At 68.3% G+C, this 17,112-nt stretch carries 15 protein-coding genes; 6 read left to right on the top strand and 9 right to left on the bottom strand.

The features are described 5' to 3' along the window. Positions 1–22: 22 nt before the first annotated feature. Together AC0KUR_RS06870 and AC0KUR_RS06865 are read right to left on the bottom strand one after the other, a co-directional pair. Entirely contained in the window at positions 23–868 is an 846-nt protein-coding gene (locus AC0KUR_RS06870) for an AraC family transcriptional regulator (RefSeq protein WP_473375595.1), read from the bottom strand. 73 nt (positions 869–941) lie between these two features. Next, the gene (locus AC0KUR_RS06865) at positions 942–1,859 is read right to left on the bottom strand and encodes an AraC family transcriptional regulator (RefSeq protein WP_034186160.1); all 918 of its coding nucleotides are present in this window, start codon (positions 1,857–1,859) and stop codon (positions 942–944) included. 101 nt (positions 1,860–1,960) lie between these two features. On the opposite strand from AC0KUR_RS06865, the gene AC0KUR_RS06860 reads away from it, so the two are divergent. Next, the gene (locus tag AC0KUR_RS06860; protein ID WP_069705459.1) at positions 1,961–2,710 is read left to right on the top strand and encodes an SDR family oxidoreductase; all 750 of its coding nucleotides are present in this window, start codon (positions 1,961–1,963) and stop codon (positions 2,708–2,710) included. Positions 2,711–2,782: 72 nt separating this feature from the next. Here AC0KUR_RS06860 and AC0KUR_RS06855 read toward each other — a convergent pair whose 3' ends face one another. Next, complete coding sequence (locus AC0KUR_RS06855; RefSeq protein WP_059556872.1) at positions 2,783–4,084, bottom strand: aspartate aminotransferase family protein; 1,302 nt, start codon at positions 4,082–4,084, stop codon at positions 2,783–2,785. A gap of 78 nt (positions 4,085–4,162) precedes the next feature. On the opposite strand from AC0KUR_RS06855, the gene AC0KUR_RS06850 reads away from it, so the two are divergent. The 3 genes from AC0KUR_RS06850 (at position 4,163) to AC0KUR_RS06840 (ending at position 8,647) form a co-directional block, all read left to right on the top strand. After that, on the top strand, positions 4,163–5,047 hold the full coding sequence (locus tag AC0KUR_RS06850) for a LysR family transcriptional regulator (protein WP_473375594.1): 885 nt from the start codon (positions 4,163–4,165) through the stop codon (positions 5,045–5,047). A 299-nt stretch (positions 5,048–5,346) separates the two neighbouring features. Then, positions 5,347–6,654, top strand: coding sequence for a dicarboxylate/amino acid:cation symporter (locus AC0KUR_RS06845; RefSeq protein WP_473375593.1), 1,308 nt, complete (start codon positions 5,347–5,349; stop codon positions 6,652–6,654). 679 nt (positions 6,655–7,333) lie between these two features. After that, positions 7,334–8,647 carry a right-handed parallel beta-helix repeat-containing protein gene (locus AC0KUR_RS06840; protein ID WP_034186165.1) on the top strand — a complete coding sequence of 438 codons (1,314 nt, stop codon included), beginning with the start codon at positions 7,334–7,336 and terminating at the stop codon, positions 8,645–8,647. A gap of 14 nt (positions 8,648–8,661) precedes the next feature. Here the strand turns inward: AC0KUR_RS06840 and AC0KUR_RS06835 are convergent, their stop codons facing one another. After that, positions 8,662–9,486 carry a response regulator gene (locus AC0KUR_RS06835; RefSeq protein WP_226252690.1) on the bottom strand — a complete coding sequence of 275 codons (825 nt, stop codon included), beginning with the start codon at positions 9,484–9,486 and terminating at the stop codon, positions 8,662–8,664. 262 nt (positions 9,487–9,748) lie between these two features. Between AC0KUR_RS06835 and flhD the strand changes: the two genes are divergently transcribed. Both flhD and flhC read left to right on the top strand, forming a co-directional pair. Further along, positions 9,749–10,072, top strand: coding sequence for a flagellar transcriptional regulator FlhD (gene flhD, locus AC0KUR_RS06830; protein WP_473375592.1), 324 nt, complete (start codon positions 9,749–9,751; stop codon positions 10,070–10,072). Then, the gene (gene flhC, locus AC0KUR_RS06825; protein WP_059556870.1) at positions 10,069–10,701 is read left to right on the top strand and encodes a flagellar transcriptional regulator FlhC; all 633 of its coding nucleotides are present in this window, start codon (positions 10,069–10,071) and stop codon (positions 10,699–10,701) included. Before flhD ends, flhC begins: the two co-directional genes overlap by 4 nt. Here flhC and AC0KUR_RS06820 read toward each other — a convergent pair. The 5 genes from AC0KUR_RS06820 to AC0KUR_RS06800 all read right to left on the bottom strand — a co-directional run bounded on the left by AC0KUR_RS06820 (position 10,698) and on the right by AC0KUR_RS06800 (position 17,053). Then, positions 10,698–12,530: an ATP-binding response regulator gene (locus AC0KUR_RS06820; RefSeq protein ID WP_473375591.1), complete on the bottom strand. Its 1,833-nt coding sequence runs from the start codon at positions 12,528–12,530 to the stop codon at positions 10,698–10,700. The genes flhC and AC0KUR_RS06820 overlap by 4 nt on opposite strands. Positions 12,531–12,907: 377 nt before the next feature. After that, entirely contained in the window at positions 12,908–14,332 is a 1,425-nt protein-coding gene (locus AC0KUR_RS06815) for an isochorismate synthase (RefSeq protein WP_034186168.1), read from the bottom strand. Beyond that, complete coding sequence (locus AC0KUR_RS06810) at positions 14,329–14,634, bottom strand: isochorismate lyase (RefSeq protein ID WP_367188686.1); 306 nt, start codon at positions 14,632–14,634, stop codon at positions 14,329–14,331. The genes AC0KUR_RS06815 and AC0KUR_RS06810 overlap by 4 nt, the downstream gene beginning before the upstream one ends. Next, positions 14,631–15,404, bottom strand: a complete 774-nt coding sequence (locus tag AC0KUR_RS06805) for a thioesterase II family protein (protein WP_034186170.1) — start codon at positions 15,402–15,404, stop codon at positions 14,631–14,633. The genes AC0KUR_RS06810 and AC0KUR_RS06805 overlap by 4 nt, the downstream gene beginning before the upstream one ends. After that, entirely contained in the window at positions 15,401–17,053 is a 1,653-nt protein-coding gene (locus tag AC0KUR_RS06800) for a (2,3-dihydroxybenzoyl)adenylate synthase (protein WP_059556867.1), read from the bottom strand. Before AC0KUR_RS06800 ends, AC0KUR_RS06805 begins: the two co-directional genes overlap by 4 nt. Positions 17,054–17,112: the final 59 nt, after the last annotated feature.

The raw sequence follows: 17,112 nt of genomic DNA, 5'->3' as shown, positions 1-17,112 counted from the left end.
CATGATCGGATGCCGCGCGCGATCAGTCTGGAACGTTTGTGCAGAGTTGCCGGTACGCGGCCGGCGTGATCCGGTACGCGCGGCGGAACCAGCGGCCCAGATGGCTCTGGTCGGCAAACCCGACGTCCGCGGCCGCCTGCGCGGGCGTGCGGCCGGCCGCCAGCAGCCGGCGCGCGGCGCGCAGCCGCAGGCGGACGAGGTAGGCGTGCGGCGACGTGCCGAAGGCGCGCTGGAACATCCGCGTCAGCCGGAACCGGTCGATGCCGGCGACGCCCGCCAGTTCATCGAGGCCGATATTGCCGTCCATGTGTGCATGCAGCAGGTCGCGCACGCGGGCGATCGCGGGCGGCACGACGCCGCTTTCCAGCGCGGGTGAGCCGCGCAGTTCGCCGCCGAGCCGCGTCAGCAGGCGGTCGAGCGTCTGGTCGCGGGCGAGCCGGCCTTCGTTGTCGTGGATCGCGAAGAATGCGTTGCGGATCGCGTCGACGAGGCTGCGGTCGTCGACGAGCGTATGGTCGAACGTGGCTTCGACGCCGCCGAGGCCCGGCAGGTCCAGCCGGCGCGCGGCGCGCTCGACCCACGCTTGCGGCAGGTACAGCATGCCGTAGGTGAAGCCGCCGGCCTCGGGCGCGTGGCCGTCGTGCATCGCGCCCGGCTCGATCAGGATCGCGCGGCCCGGCACGCTGGTATGCAGCGACCGGTGGCACTGGAAGCGCTGCACGCCCTGTTCGGTGAAGCCGACCAGCATGTCGTCGTGATCGTGCGCGTCGTACGCATGGCCGTTGAAATGCGCGTGCAGGCTTTCGATGCCGGTTTCCGCATCGCGCCGTGCGACGAGCCAGTGGTCGGTCGTGGCGGTTGTCGTCATCGGATGCCTCGCGCGTGGTCGTTGCGTGACGGATAGTGTACGCAGGTCGCGGGATGGCGGCGGCGGGCGCGGCTCATGCGTCGTTCGCCGCCGCCTGTGCTTCACGCGCATATTGCGCGGGCGGCCGGCCGACGTGCCGCGTGAAGGCGACGCTGAACGTGCTGGCCGAGCTGTAGCCGACGCGCCCCGCGACCTCCGCGATGCGGCCCTCGTTGCGGCGGAGCAGGTCCTTCGCGAGCGCCATGCGCCACGTCAGCAGGTATTCCATCGGCGCGACGCCGACCGCGCGGCTGAAGCGTTCGAAGAACGTCGAGCGCGACAGCGCGGCTTCCTTCGCGAGTTCGACGATCGTCCACGGGTGCGCGGGGCGTTCGTGCATCTGGCGGAGTGCCGCGGCCAGGCGGTTGTCGGCAAGGCCGCGCACGAGGCCCGGCGACGCGTTCGTGCCGGACGTGAAGCGCAGCGCCTCGATCAGCAACACTTCGAGCAGGCGCGCGAGCACGATCTCGCGGGCAGGCCGCTGCGCGCGCGATTCGTCGCGCACCAGTTGCACGAGCGTGGTCAGCCGCGGTTCGCCGCGCACGTGCACGAAGCGGGGCAGCAGCGACACCAGCAGCGAGGCATCGGGCGAACCGAAGCTGCAGTTGCCCGCCATCATCCGCGTGTCGACCGGGTTGGCCGGATCGCCGATCCGGTATTCGCCGTGCTCGAGCGCGACGGGCGGTGCGGTCTCGACGCCCGGCGCCGGCGGTTCGAGGCTGGACATCGCGACGCCGTGCGCGGCCGGAATCAGCATGAAATCGCCGGGCAGCAGCTCGATCGGCGCATGCCCGTCGATCGCGATCCGGCACCCGCCGTCGAGGATCGCGCAGTAGAAAGGCTCGCCGGCGACCGTGCGGCTGATCGCCCACGGGCTCGCGCCGCGCACGTACTTCGAGTACCGCGCGCCCGGTTGCAGCAGCGTCACGACTTCGGTCAGCGGGTCGATCATCGCCGGACTCTCGCAAATGAAAAGCGGATTTTAGATTGTAGCGAATACGGATCCAGCCATCTATCGTACGAACACCTGCCCCACCCATCACAGGAGTTTGCATGAAGACCGTATTGATCACCGGCTGTTCCTCCGGCTTCGGCCTCGAGATCGCGCGCCATTTCCTGGCCCGCGACTGGCGGGTCGTCGCGACGATGCGCACGCCGCGCGAGGACGTGCTGCCGCCGTCGGCTAACCTGCGCGTGCTGCCGCTCGACGTGACGAACGCGGACAGCATCCGCGCCGCGATCGACGCGGCCGGCCCGATCGACGTACTCGTCAACAACGCCGGCTTCGGCGCGGCCGCACCGGCCGAACTGACGCCGCTCGACACGGTGCGCGCGCTGTTCGAGACCAACACGATCGGCACGATCGCGCTCACGCAGGCCGTGCTGCCGCAGTTTCGCCAGCGCGGCGCCGGCGTGGTCGTGAACGTCACGTCGAGCGTCACGCTGAAGGCGCTGCCGCTGGTCAGCGCTTACCGCGCGAGCAAGGCGGCGGTCAATGCGTTCACCGAATCGATGGCGGTCGAACTTGCGCCGTTCGGCGTGCGCACGCATCTCGTGCTGCCGGGCCGTGCGCCCGACACGCGTTTCGGCGACAACGCACGCGCGAACATGCACGGTTTCGAGCACGAGGCGTATGCGGAATTCGTCGGGAAGGCCGTCGCGCGGATGCTCGATGCGACGGGGCCGATCACCCATGCGCAGGATGTCGCCGAAGCCGTATGGCGTGCGGCGACCGATCCGTCGAGCCCGCTGCACATGCCGGCCGGTGCCGATGCGCAGGCGTGGGCGGCGGAAGCAGGCTGATCGATCGGGCGGGCGTTCGTCGTGCCGGTCGGGCAACCCGGCACGACGGTTCGCGAGAGGCGGGGACGCGCGTTACAGCGCGCGCGTGATCGCCTGCTCCAGCAGCGACAGGCCGAGGTCGATCTCCGCCTCGCTGACGGTCAGCGGCGGTGCGATCCGGAACACGCCGCCCATGCCGGGCAGCTGCACGATGTTCATGCTGAGCCCGAGGTTCATGCACTCGCGCGTGATTTTCGCGCCGAGCCCGTCCGCCGGCTCCTTCGTGCGGCGATCCTTGACGATCTCGACGCCGAGCAGCAGCCCGCGCCCGCGCACGTCGCCGATGCAGTCGAACCGCTCCATCAGGTCGAGCAGTCCGCGCCGGAGCCGGTCGCCCATCGTGTTGGCGCGCGCGACGAGCCCGTCGCGCTGCACCACGTCGAGCACGCGCAGGCCGACGGCCGCCGGCAGCGGGTCGGATACGTGCGTCGTGTAGAACAGGTAGCCGAGTGCGTGCGCGCGCTCCTCGATGGCCGCGGACGTGACGATCGCCGCGAGCGGCAGGCCCGCGCCGAGCGTCTTCGACAGCGTCAGGATGTCGGGCGTCACGCCGTCGCGCTGGCACGCGAACATCGTGCCGGTGCGGCCGACGCCCGTCTGCGCCTCGTCGAGGATCAGCAGCATCCCGCGCTGCTCGCACTTGCGCTTGAGCGCCGCCATATAGCCTTCCGGCAGCTCGATGATCCCGCCCGAGCTGAGGATCGGCTCCGCGATGAACGCGGCGAGGTTGCCGCTCGACTGGCGGTCGATCAGGTCGAATGCGTAGTCGAGTTCGGCGAGCGGGTCGTACGCGCCGTTGCGCTCGAAGCGCGGCCGGTACGCGAACGGCGCCGGAATCGCGAACGACCCGACCGACGCCGGGCCGACACCCTTGCGGCCGGCGCTGTACGTGGCCGACGCGGCCGCACCCGTCATCCCGTGCCAAGACTGCGCGAAGCCGACGATCTCGTACTTGCCGGTGACGAGCTTCGCCATCCGGATCGCCGCTTCGTTCGATTCCGCGCCGGTGCTGAGCAGCAGCGCGCGGTCGAGCCCGGGCGGCGTGACGTCGGCGAGGCGCGTCGCGAGATCGACGACCGGCCTCGACAGCATGCCGCTGAACAGGTGGTCGAGCTTGCCCGCGTAGTCGCTGATCACCGACACGATCTCCGGATGGCAGTGGCCGAGCACCGCGCTCATCTGGCCCGACGTGAAATCGAGGATCGCGCGGCCGTCGGCGTCGTAGACGAAGCTGCCTTTCGCGCGCTCGATGATCATCGGCTCGAACGTGCCGCCGTAGCGGACCAGGTGCTGCCTGGCGTTGCGCCAGAAGGTTGCGTCGTCGTTCAGGGACATCGGGCGTCTCCGCGCAAAAGGGCTGGGATCGCTTGCAGTCTAGGCGCGCCTCTGGTTTGATGGAAACGAATAGTTCTTATGCAAGGTAGAAAAGGAGCTAATACCTTGGGACTTTCGCTTGAAATCGACCTGCTGCGGTCGTTCGTCGTGATCGCCGAGGTGCGCGCGCTCAGCCGCGCGGCGGCGCGCGTCGGCCGGACCCAGTCCGCGCTCAGCCAGCAGATGAAGCGGCTCGAGGAAGTCGTCGACCAGCCGCTGTTCCAGCGCACCGGCCGCGGCGTGGTGCTGACGCATCCGGGCGAGCGGCTGCTCGTGCACGCGCAGCGCATCCTGCGGCTGCACGACGAGGCGATGGCCGACCTGTGCGGCACGGGGTTGTCGGGGTCGATCCGGTTCGGGTGCCCGGACGATTACGCGGCGGTCTGGCTGCCGTCGCTGCTGCGGCAGTTTTCGAGCCAGCATCCGCAGGCGATCGTCGAGGTCGTGTGCGGGCCGACGCCGCGGCTGCTCGAACAGCTGGAGAAACGCGCGGTCGATCTCGCGATGATTTCGCTGCCGGACGACGGCGCGCACGCCGACATCATTCGCCGCGAGCAACTCGTGTGGATCGGTTATCCGGGGCTGGAGCCCGAGCATTTCGATCCGCTGCCGCTCGCGCTGTCCGATCGCGACACGCTCGATCACATCGCGGCGTGCGACGCGCTGGATCGCGTCGGCCGCGATTACCGCGTCGCGTATGCGAGCAGCAGCCTCGCGGGGTTGATCGCGCTGGTGCGCTCGGGGCAGGCGTTCGCGGTGATGACGCAGACGGCCGTGCCGGCCGACCTCGCGATCGTCGTCGGCGGCCCGCGGCTGCCGACGCTGCCGGCTGTCGGCATTACGCTGAAGTTCGACCGGAAACGGCCGTCGCATCTGACGGCAGCGTTTGCCGAGCACATCCGGAATGCGTTGCCGCTGTTGTGACGCGCGATGTCCGCGGGTTTTCGAGAATGGATTTCCGGATCGATTCGGTCCGTCTGCGGATGGATTGTCAATGAATGTCAGCGCGCCTTGTGCGCCGGAATATGAAACGGGAGGATCGGGTATCCGGCGAAGCAGGCGGTGCCTTCCACGCAGGTACGGAAGCGATCTGTAAGGCGCCGGTGCGACCGGCCCGATTCGGCGGAGACGGATCGAAGCGCCCCCGTGGCGCTGGATCGCGGCGGGTCGGCCAATCAATTTCGACGAGGTTCACTCGTTCCTGATGAAAAGGAATCCTTATCATGAAGAGAAGGGGAGGCGCGGCCGTCTGGATCCTGGCCGCCATGGTGATGGGGATCATCATCGGCTACATGATTTACACCAATTTTCCGGACAAGAAGGCCGCGACCGAGATCGCCGGTTATATCTCGCTGGTGTCCGACGTGTTCCTGCGCCTGATCAAGATGGTGATCGGCCCGCTGGTGTTTTCGACACTGGTGGTCGGCATCGCGCACATGGGCGATGCGGCGTCGGTCGGACGCGTGTTCACGAAGGCGCTGGGCTGGTTCGTGACGGCGTCGCTGCTGTCGCTGCTGCTCGGCCTGCTGATGTCGAACCTCCTGCGGCCCGGCGAGAACCTCGGCCTGCCGCTGCCCGATATCGGCGCGACGGCGAATCTCGCGACGGCGAAGTTCACGCTGAAGGATTTCATCGGGCACATGGTGCCGAAATCCTTCGCGGAATCGATGGCCAACAACGAGATCCTGCAGATCGTCGTGTTCTCGATGTTCTGCGGGGTGGCGCTGGCTTCGCTCGGCGAACGGGCCGCGGCGCTCGTGGTCGTGATCGAACAGACGTCGCACATGATGCTGAAGATCACCGGCTACGTGATGAAGCTTGCGCCGCTCGCGGTGATGGCCGCGATGGCGGCGACGGTCGCGGTCAACGGCCTGTCGATCCTGTACAAGTTCGCCGTGTTCATGGCCGACTTCTACCTGAGCCTGACGTTGCTCTGGACCTTGCTGGTGCTGGCCGGGCTGCTGTTCATCGGCCCGCGCGTATTCAAGCTGCTGGTGCTGATCAAGGAAGCGTTCATGCTGTCGTTCGCGACCGCGAGCTCGGAGGCCGCTTATCCGAAGATCCTCGATGCGCTCGACCGTTTCGGCGTGAAGCGCAAGATCTCGAGCTTCGTGATGCCGCTGGGCTACTCGTTCAATCTCGACGGCTCGATGATGTACTGCACGTTCGCGTCGCTGTTCATCGCGCAAGCCTACGGCATTCACCTGTCGCTCGGCACGCAGGTGTCGATGCTGCTCGTGCTGATGCTGACCTCGAAGGGCATGGCGGGCGTGCCGCGCGCATCGCTCGTCGTGATCGCGGCGACGCTGCACCAGTTCAACATCCCGGAAGCCGGCCTGCTGCTGATCCTCGGTGTCGACACGTTTCTCGACATGGGGCGCTCGGCCACCAATGCGGTCGGCAACTCGATCGCCAGTGCGGTGGTGGCCAAGTGGGAGGGCGAACTGCTGTCGGAGAGCGATGCGCAGGCGCACGCCGCGCTCATGGACGCGGAACTGGCCGCGTCGAACAAGCAGACCGCCGGCGCCTGAGCGGCCGTGTCATCTTCCGCGCGCAGACGCCGAATCATGCGTCTGCGCACGTCGTCCGTGTCCGGTCCCGTGCGGGATCGGCAAGTCTGAATTAAAACGCAGTCCTGAATATCAGGCACATCCCCAGCGTCTGATACCCGCACCTGCCCGATCGGGATTTCGATCCCGGTTGCGGCCCGTCCCCTCTCTCCCGACGTTCCGCTCGATGCCGCACCACGCACGCGTGCCGGCCTGACGAGTCGTACGCCGTCTCGTTCTCCGTGGCGATACAGGCTCGGGACCCGTCCTACGACGGTCGCGGGGCTTCTGTCGGATTTACGCGCGCCGACGGCGAAATAGACTTCCAATCGAGCGACATGATCGTACGGGACGGAACACGAAGCCGACCGGCCCGCGTCGCTCGCGCAAGCGCTTCGGCATGTCGCCCGACGGTCGCACGCTGCCGGCACCGTCGACGTCGACCGCTCTTGGGGGAGCGGCCCGCCTGTATCGGCAGACGAGGGGCAATCGCCTGACACGGGCGTTGCCCGACTGTTTCCGGACCGGATCCGGACCAAATCGTTACGCCCAGAGGGTCGACACACGTCGTGCCGGTGCGCCGGCCGACCGTCGATGCCGTGCGACCGGATGCCGTCGCATCGTGCGCCGCGTCGGGCGAATGCCTATCGAGGGGGTCATCATGACCAGGTCATTTCGTATCGTCGGCGCCGCGGTTGTCGCATGGGCGTGCGCCGTTGCCAGCTTTCCGGTTCAGGTTTGCGCCGCGACGCTCACGGAGTACACGGCGCCGCGCCATGCCGCGCGGGCGCGTCCGGCGGTACGGGCCGTGCCGGCGGCCGTGACGGTCCGGGCGGCAAGCGACGGCAGCGACCAGACCGATGCGTTGCAGGCCGCGCTCAACGCGTTGCAGGCCGGACAGACGCTGATCCTCGCGCCGGGACGCTACACGGTCAGCCGCTCGTTGTCGGTGGCGACGTCGGGCGTCGTGGTGTCGGGCTACGGCGCGACGCTCGTCGCGACCAACCCGTCCGACCAGACGATCGTGATGAGCGGCGCCGGCTCGACGCTGGTGGGCGTGACGCTGGTCGGTACCGGCACCACGCGGCTCACGACGCCGGCGTCGACCAAGGTCGAGGTGACGGGCACGGGTGTCCAGGTGCTCGGCGTGACGATCCAGGGCGGCGCCAGCGCCGGGATCTTCGTGTTCGGCGGCAGCAACGTCGCGATCGTCGGCAATACGGTGAGCGCCACGCTGGCCGACGGCATCCATACGACCTACGGCTCGACCAACGTGCTCGTGCAGAACAATACGGTGAAGGGGACCGGCGACGACCTGATCGCCGTCGTCAGCTATCTGGGAGACGGCCGCGTCAGCAGCAACGTGCTGATCGATCGCAACACCGTGTCGGGAAACGCGTGGGGGCGCGGTATTGCGGTGGTCGGCGGACAGGCCGTGACGATCTCGAACAACACGGTCGACGGCGTGCAGAAGGCGGCGGGCATCCTGCTGGCGCAGGAGGACAGCTGGAAGACCTACGGCGTGTCGAACGTCGTGATCGACGGCAACGTGGTGACCAACGTCCAGAATTCGACCGTGAACAACGGGTTGCAGCCGACGCAGCAGGCGGCGCTCGAACTGGACACGTGGTCGGGCACGGTGTCGACCGTGACGGTCACGCGCAATCGCGTGACGGGATCGGGCTATGCGGGATTCCGGGCACTGGGCAACGTATGCGACTTCGAGGTCGCGGGCAACACGTTCGCAGCGATCGCGGGTAGCGCGGTGTCGTTGCTGTCGAGCGGATGCACGGCCAGCCGGATCGTCGCCAGCGGCAATACGCTGGATGGCGTCGCACTGGTGCCGCCGGTCGGCGCATCGTCGTCGGGCACGATCGCGGCCGCGGGCGCGGCGACGACGGCGATGCCGCAGGTGCGCACCGGCCTGATGCAGTCGTCGGGCAGTGCGGCGCCGGCGGCCGGCGCCGCACGATGACGTCGCGACGACGATCAGAGGAGTCCCAGGCGCTGGCCCGCGGCCGCGGCCTGGGTGCGATTGCGCACGTGCAATGCCTTGAAGATGGCGGTGATATGGGCTTTCACGGTTTTCTCGGACAGGCCGAGCCGGTCGGCGATGAGCTTGTTCGGCACGCCTTCCGCGATCAGGCGCAGCACGTCGAGCTGGCGCAACGTCAGGCGCGGGCTGTCGGGTTCGTGCGCGGACGGCGGGTCGCGATGCGCCGATTGCATGTCGAGCAGCAGCGGCGGCACGTACCGCTCGCCGTTCATCACCATCTTGATGGCCGACAGCAGCGTGTGCGCGGTGGCGGACTTGGGGACGTAGCCGAGCGCGCCGCGCGTGAATGCCGCGCGTACGTCCTGCGGGTCCTCGGACGAAGACAGCACGACGATCGGCAACTCGGGCCGCAGCTGCGTGATCCCGTCAATCGCGGCGAAACCGTCCATGCCGCTCATTTTCAGATCCAGGACGATGACGTCGAGGTCGGTGTGCAGCTCGAGCAGCCGCAACGCGTCGTCGGCGTTGCCCGCCTGAATGTCGATCATCCCGCCATTGTCCTGGCGCAACAACGTCGCCACGCCGTCTCGCAGAACCGGATGATCATCGACAATGAGTATTTTCATGAAAATAAAAATAAAGTCGGAGGCAGATCTCTTTCGCTCATAGGGAATCCGGGGTTTTCGAAAAGTCTTAATACTTTGGTCGTATGCGACGCCGTTTTTCCATGGGCTAACGTCGGATTTACATCCGGTCAAGCGTGTTTGACACTGAATCGTCGCGGTTTTCGGTGCGCTGGGACGCACAACGAGCGTCACGAAGATCGCGATGGCAAGGGCTCGGGCAAGCTGCGGAAGCCGAGAGTTTTCGGGGTGCGATCGAACCCGGGTGCAGACTATACGATAAAAAGAACCGAACGTGCCAATACGGGGTGCGCTGATTATTTCAATTGATTGCCTTCTGAAAATCAGGCAATTGACGCTGGGGCGGGCGATTCACACCGTAAAACCAGACATGTTCCTTTGCACGGATTTGACGGACGTCTCCATCGGCCTGATTCGATATCAATCAAGGTGCAATATGGAAACTATCAATGAAGAGGATTTAATTCGCGACCTGAACATGTCTTATCTGTGGCTGGCGCAGCGGTTGCTGCGGACGGATCGTGCGACCGGCATGTTTCGTCTCGGCGCGACGCCGGATATGGCGGAGGCACTGGAAAGCCTGTCGATGCGATCGATGCTGAACCTGGCATCGTCGGGCCAATTGATCTGCGTGCTGCGACTGAACCGATGCGATACGGTCGACGCGCTCGCGCGGCACGCGCCGTCGGACGAAGTCGCGCCGCTGCACGTCGCGCTGGCGTTCTCCAGTATGGGGGCGTTCGACCAGGATATGCCGTGAACGGCGCCGCCGATGCCGCGCATGCGGCGAGTCTTGCCGATCACGCGCGGCTCGTGCTCGATGCCGTCACGCTGATCCGGCTCGGTGCGCGCCCGCAGATGCTCGAGATCGAGCTGGCGCTGCCGCACGAGCGCCTGGTCCGCCTGTATCGCGAGGTGCGCGGCGTGGCGCCGCCAAAGGGCCTGCTGCCGTTTTCCAGCGACTGGTACATGACCTGGATGGCCAACATCCATGCGTCGCTGTTCCACAACATCTACCGCTTCCTGCGGATCGACGCGCGGTGTTCGCGACTCGACGCGCTGGTGAAGGCGTACGGGCTGTATGCGGGGCGATGCCGTGCCGCGCACTGCGATCCGCTGCTCGACCTGACGCGCGCGTGGATGCTGGTGCGCTTCGTCGACGGCGGCGTGCTGTCGACGGCGCGCTGCGTCCGGTGCCATGCCGCATTCGTGATCCATCGCCACGACCTGCGCCCCAATCGCGTCTGTGTCGCCTGCCGGCCGCCGGCACGGGCCGGCAAGCGCGCCGGCCACGTGAAGCCGGAGCCGTCCGCCGGAAGCGCGTGCGGCACGAACGCGCGGATCCGGCTTGACCCGGCAAGCGCCGGTGGACACGCGCGGTGCCGCTAGATCGCGACGCCGCGGGCGTCCGCGTCGGCCATCGAGCGCCGCCGCGCACCGGCGGCGACGAGATGACCGACCGCCGTGCGCAGTTTGCCGTTCGGCAGCGGGCGGTGCAGCAGAACCAGCCCGCGCGCATGCGCCGCGGCCCGTTGTTCGTCGGTCGTATCGCCGCTGATCAGCAAGGCGGGCACGGCGGCGTCGAGCGCCCGGCGCAGCCGCTCGATGACCGCGATGCCGTTTTCACCGCGCGGCGGCAGGTAATCGCAGATCAGCAGGTCGGGTTGCCGCGCGCCGGCCGACAGCCGGTCGAGCGCCTCCTTGCCCGAGCGTACCGCGATCGTCTCGTAGCCCCACGTCGCCAGCAGTGCGGACAACCCGGTGCGGGTCGCGCGATTGCCGTCGATCACGACGACGCGCCCTGTCGTGCCGGGCACGTCGTCGTGACCGGCGATCGGCAGGTCGAGCGGATCGGGCGGGCAGGCGGCAAGCGCGATCGCGACTTCGAAGCACGAACCGCGGCCGGGCGTCGAGTGCACGGCCAGCCGGCCATCGAGCAGGGCGGCCAGCCGCCGCACGATCGCGAGCCCGAGCCCGAGCCCGAAGCCTTTCTCGTGATCGCGTTCGGCATTGCCGACCTGGTAGTACTCGTGGAACACGAGCTTCTGCAGGTGATCGGGAATCCCGCAGCCCGTGTCCCAGACCTGGATCGCAAGCCGGGTGCCGCGGCGCCGGCAGCCGACGACGATTCTTCCGCGCGCGGTGTAGCGCACCGCGTTGGAAACGAGATTGCGCACGATGCGTTCGACCAGCAGCGGATCCGATTGCACCACCGCGCGGCACGGCACGCGCGACAGCGCGACGCCTTTCGCTTGCGCGTCGAGCAGGCAGTCGTTGCACACGTATTCGAGCACCGCGTCGACGGCAAACGGCCGGCGCTGCACGTCGACGCTGCCGGCGTCGAGCCGCGAAAGATCGAGCAGCGCGCCGAAGAGCCGGCTGAGCGCGTCGGACGAGCGCTCGATGCGCTCGACGAGCTGGCGCCCGTCCGGCGGCATCGGGATGCCGTGCAGCGCGCCGATCAGCAGATTCAGCGCATGCGCGGACTGGCGCAGGTCGTGGCTGGCCGCCGCGAGGAATTGCGATTTGGCGAGATTGGCCTGGTCGGCGATGTGTCGCTGGCAGTCGAGGTCGACGGCGAGTCGTTCGATCCGTGCGTTCTGCGCCTGCAGATCGACTGCGTACCGTTCGGCCTTGAAGCGCAGGCGGATGTTCCGCGTGGCCGCACGGTTTGCCAGCAGCCCGAGATAGCCGATCACGCCGGCGATCAGCAGCATCATCGGCGCGGTCGTGCGCTGGAGCGCGTTCGTCGACAGGAGCGCGGCGCCGATATACGGGAGGGTGGCCGGCAACAGAAAGGCGATGAACGCCGGAAAGTACGTGCCGAGCACCGGGATGGCACCGGCCACGACGCCGGTCGTCGCGATGACCACGAGGCTCGCGATTTCGAAATCCGCGTGCGCCGCGAGATGAATCGACGCCCATCCCCAGCCCATGCCGGTGGCCGTGCTGAAGGCGGAGAGCCCCAGCGCCCAGCACTGCCAGCGGCTCGCGGACGACGGCGATCGCCGATACAGACGCGACAGCACGATCTGGCCGGTCGAGCACACGGCGATGTAGAGCGGCCACGCAAGGCCCGATGCGGGGGCCGGACGGCCGAGCCAGCCGATCGAAAGGGTCGCGAAGAGGGCAAGCAGCGTGCTGCCGACGGCGTAGGGCATCACGACGTCGTAGACGATCCTGACCTGTTCCGAGGCAATCCGGTCTCGCGACTGCATATGCGTCCACCAAGATCGCTGCGCACGGCAGCGGGGCGTATCGGCGCGCCTGGCACAGACGCGTATTCCCGTTACATCAGCATAGTCGTTGCGGTGTCGAAATACGCGGTATTTTTTGACGTAATCTGAAAGTTACTCAGGACTACAGATGTAATTGAGAATCGCCGGTTTGGATTCGAACGGGGTTGCATTGGATTGTGCCTCGGCAGTGCGCAATCGGTTACATGCGGCAGCGCAGCGGCCGCGCCGGCATGGCTGGAGCACCCGACATTTTCGCGGAGAAATCGTCGTTGCCACGGACGGCGCCGCCTGCCGAACGCGTGCGGCGTGGGAATGGGCCGCCGTTGCCGTGAAGCGAGCGGCGGCCACGGCAAGCTTCAATCGACCGTCGACGACATGCGCGCGCGGCCGTGGGCATCCGCCGCATCGCGCACGCGGATCGCCGCCTGCATGCCGGACAGCTTCAGTTCGGTTTCCTGATACTCGTTGACCGGATCGGAGTCGGCGACGATGCCGCAGCCCGCGAACAGCCGGCACGCGCCGCCTTCGATCAGCGCCGAACGCAGCGCGACGATGAAGTCGCCGTTGCCGTGCGCATCGATCCAGCCGATCGGTGCCGCGTACCAGCCGCGATCGAAGCCTTCATGTGCGCGGATATGGTCGAGTGCCGGCGCGCGCGGATGGCCGGCGACGGCGGGCGTCGGGTGCAGCGCCGCGACGACCTGCAGCAGCGTCGCGTCCGCATGCAGCGTGGCGCGGATCGGCGTGCTCAGGTGCTGCAGTTTCGGCAGCCGGTGCAGCGACGGGTGCTCGGGCACGTCGAGCATGCGCGACAGCGGCGTCAGCGCGGCGCGGATCGCGTCGACGACGAGCGCGTGTTCGAGCCGTTCCTTCGCGGAGCCCAGCAGCGCGGCGCCGAGCGCGCGGTCGTCGTCGGGCGTGGCGCCGCGCCGGATCGTCCCGGCGAGCGCATGCGTGCGCACGTCGCCGGCCGCGACCCGCGCGAGCCGTTCCGGCGTGGCGCCGACGAAGCATGCATTTGCGCGACGGATGGCGAACAGGTGGGCATGCGCGTCGCGTTGGCGGAGCCTGCGCAGCAGCGGCGCGATCGCGACGGGCCGCGCGTACTGGTCGAGCACGTCGCGGGCGAGCACGACCTTGCCGAACGCGCCGCCGCGTATCGCGTCCACCGCGCGCCGGACTTCGCGCTGCCATTCGCTTGCCTGCAGTGCCTGCGTGTGCAGCAGGTGGGATGCATCGTCGTCGTGGGCGGCGGCGAGTGCGCCGAGCGACTCGATCCGTGCAAGACACGCATGCGCGAGCGCGGCCGGATCGTCGTGCGCGGCGACGACGTGCTGGCAGACCGCCCAGTGCGCTTCGCCTTCACGCACGATCAGCAGCGTGGCCACCGTCATGCTCGCGTCGGGAAACGACGCCCAGTGCACGCTGCGCGCCCCATGCGAATCGAACCGGAAGCCGCCGACGACGCGCGGCGGCTGCGGGCCGGCCGTCACCGCGCCGCGAACCAGCGTGCGCCAGCGCGCGTCGATCTGCGCGAAGCGCGTATCGCCCGTGGCGTTCAGCTCGAGCGCGCGGTCCCAGCCGAACAGCGTGACGGACGCGTCGCCGGCTTCGTGAAAGAACCACGGCGTGACGCCGTCGTCCCAGGCCGCGATCAGGTCGAAGAAGTCGAGCGGCCGCAGCGGCACCGACACCGAGGCGAGCGTCGGCTCGCCGGTGGCGGCGGCGCGTCGGGCGGCACGCGCGAACGTGTCGTGCAGCAGCGGAAGGCCGGCGTTCATGCGAGCCCCCGCTGTTGCCGCCAGTACTGCGTTTGCTGGGCGATGTACCACGCGATCAGCCCGGCGAACAGCGACTCGACGTAGTCGGCGTCGAGGCCGGCCTGTTCGGCCCAGCGGCGCCGGTCGGGCAGCATCGCGGCCACCCGTTCCGGCGCGGCGATGCTCGCTTCGTCGGGCTTGAAGCGCGACGCGGCCTTCACGTATTGCATGCGCCGGCCGAGCGCGTCGATGATGTCGGCGTCCAGGCGATCGATGGCGTCGCGAATGTCGGGAAGCCCCCTGCAGGCGTCCGGTGCTTTCATGTGTACTCCTTTCCGTAACGAAGGGACTGGTCGATCCGTTCGACCAGATGCGCGATCACCGCCGGGTATTGGTGCCGCAGGTAGAAGTGGTCGCCGTCGAACGTCTCGATGCGGATCGGGCGCGCCGCGACGTCCTGCCACGCATGCGCTTCGTCGCGGTCGAGTTCGGTATCGGCGAGCGGATGCATCACGCCGAGCGGCGCATCGATGCGTGGCGGCCGGTCGCGCCGGTACGTCTCGATCGCGCGATAGTCGTCGCGGATCATCGGCAGGTAGATCGCACGCATTTCCGGATCGGCGAGCAGCGCGGCGTGTTCGCCGGACAGCCGGGCGACATCGCCTGCGAGCGCGTCGTCGGATTGCAGGTGCAGATTCGACAGGCGCTGGCGATGCGGCGGCGGCAGCGCGGAGACGGCCACGTAAAGCGGCGCGGCGCCGCGTGCTTCGAGCCGTAACGCGACCTCGTACGCGAGCGCCGCGCCGAGGCTGTGCCCGAACAGCACGAGCGGCGCGTGCGCATAGCGTTGCAGGGCATCGGTCGCGGGGCCGGCGAGTGCCTCGATCGACTGCAGGCACGGTTCGCCGAAGCGCTCCTCGCGGCCCGGATACTGCAGCGCGAGCAGATCGACGTCCCACGGCAGCGCACGGCTCCAGTTGCGAAAGAAATTCGCGGTGCCGCCCGCGTGCGGGAAGCACACGAGTTGCGCCCGTGCGCACGGCGACAGCCGCAGCTCGCGGATCCAGTTCGAACCGGTCGGGCGCGCGATCATGCGGCGGCCGCCTGCAACTGGCGGCGCAGCAGCTCGCGCAGCGATTTCTTGCTGGTCTTGCCGATGCCGGTTTCCGGGAAACGCGGCATGAACTCGATACGGTCGGGAATCTTGAAGGCCGCGAGTCCGCAATCGCGCAGGTAGCGTTTCAGCACCAGCCTGGACGGTGCAGGCGCGCGCGCGACGACGAACGCGCACGTACGCTCGCCGAGCAGCGTGTCGGGCATTGCGACGACTGCCGCGTCGTGCACCTGCGGATGCGCGAGCAGCAGGTTCTCGACTTCCTCGGCCGACACTTTCTCGCCGCCGCGGTTGATCTGGTCCTTGTCGCGGCCCTCGACGACGAGGTCGCCGTCCGCGGTGCGCCGCACGCGATCGCCGCTGCGGTAGAAGCCGTCGGCCGTGAACGCCGTTGCGTCGTGGTCGGCGAGCCGGTAATAACCGCGTATCGTGTACGGGCCGCGTACCTGAAGCTCGCCGATCTCGCCGGGCGCGACCGGTTCGCCGGCTTCGTCGACGATGCGCACTTCATCGGCATCCGATACCGGGCGCCCCTGCGTACGCGCGATGCGTTCGGGCGAATCGTCGAGCCGCGTGCAGCAGATGAGCCCTTCGGCCATCCCGAACACCTGCTGCAGCCGGCAGCCGAGCACGGGCGTCACGCGCGCGGCCGCGTGGTCCATCAGCCGCGCGCCGCCGACCTGCAGCACGCGCAGGCTCGACAGGTCGGCCTGCCGTTGCGGTTGCTCGTCGAGCCACAGCAGCGCGAGCGGCGGCACGAGCGCGGTATGCGTGACGCGTTCCCGCGCGATCAGCGCGAAACTCTGTTCGGGCTCGGGCCGGCCGGTCGTGACCACGCGGCCGCCCGCGAGCAGCGCACCGATCGTGCCGGGGCAGCACAGCGTGAAGTTGTGCGCCATCGGCAGCGCGGCGAGATACACGGTGTCGGCACCGAAGCCGCTTGCGGCGCTGCATGCGCGCACGTTGTACAGGTATTCGCGATGGCGGCGCGGAATCAGTTTCGGCGTACCGGTCGTGCCGCCCGACAGCTGGAAGCAGGCGATGTCGTCGGCGCGCGCCGCGCATTCGAGTACGGGCGGCGCGTCATACAGCGCGTCGAACGACGTGAACGCGTGATCGTCGCCGGCCATCACCACGTGCGCGAGCGTCGGGCAGTCGGCCTGCAACGCGGCCGCGAGCGGGCGGCAGTCGAAATCGCCGAGTTGCGACGCACCGAGATAGGCGCGCGCGCCGGCAAAGCGGCAGAACGCGCCGATCTCGTAGTGGCGGTGCGCGGGCAGCGCGAGCACCGGCCGCACGCCGAGCTGGAACAGCGCGAAGCACGTCTCGATGAAGCGCGCGCCGTTCGGCAAATGGACGACGACCGCGTCGCCGCGCGTCAGGCCGAGCCGAGCGAGGCCGCCCGCGAGTCGCCGGATGCGCGCCAGCAGGTCGCGATAACCGAGCCGGCAGGCGCCGTCAACGACGGCGAGCGCGTCGGGATGGCGCCGCGCACACGCATCGAGCGCGTCGAAGAACGTCGTGTCCTGCCAGTAGCCGGCGTCGCGGTAGCGGCGCGCGACGTCGTCGGGCCAGTCGGGCGCGTCGGCCGGCACGGCCGGCGCCAGGGAGGGAAGGGAGGATTGCATGCGCAGATCTTGGGTTCCGGCAAGTTGTCAAAAAATGTAAATGAGAGGTATTATCATTT

The sequence above is a fragment of the Burkholderia sp. YHN3-13 genome, assembly GCF_055810675.1.
Note: the sequence above shows the minus strand (reverse complement) of the source record. Positions and strands in the feature narration are given on the sequence as shown.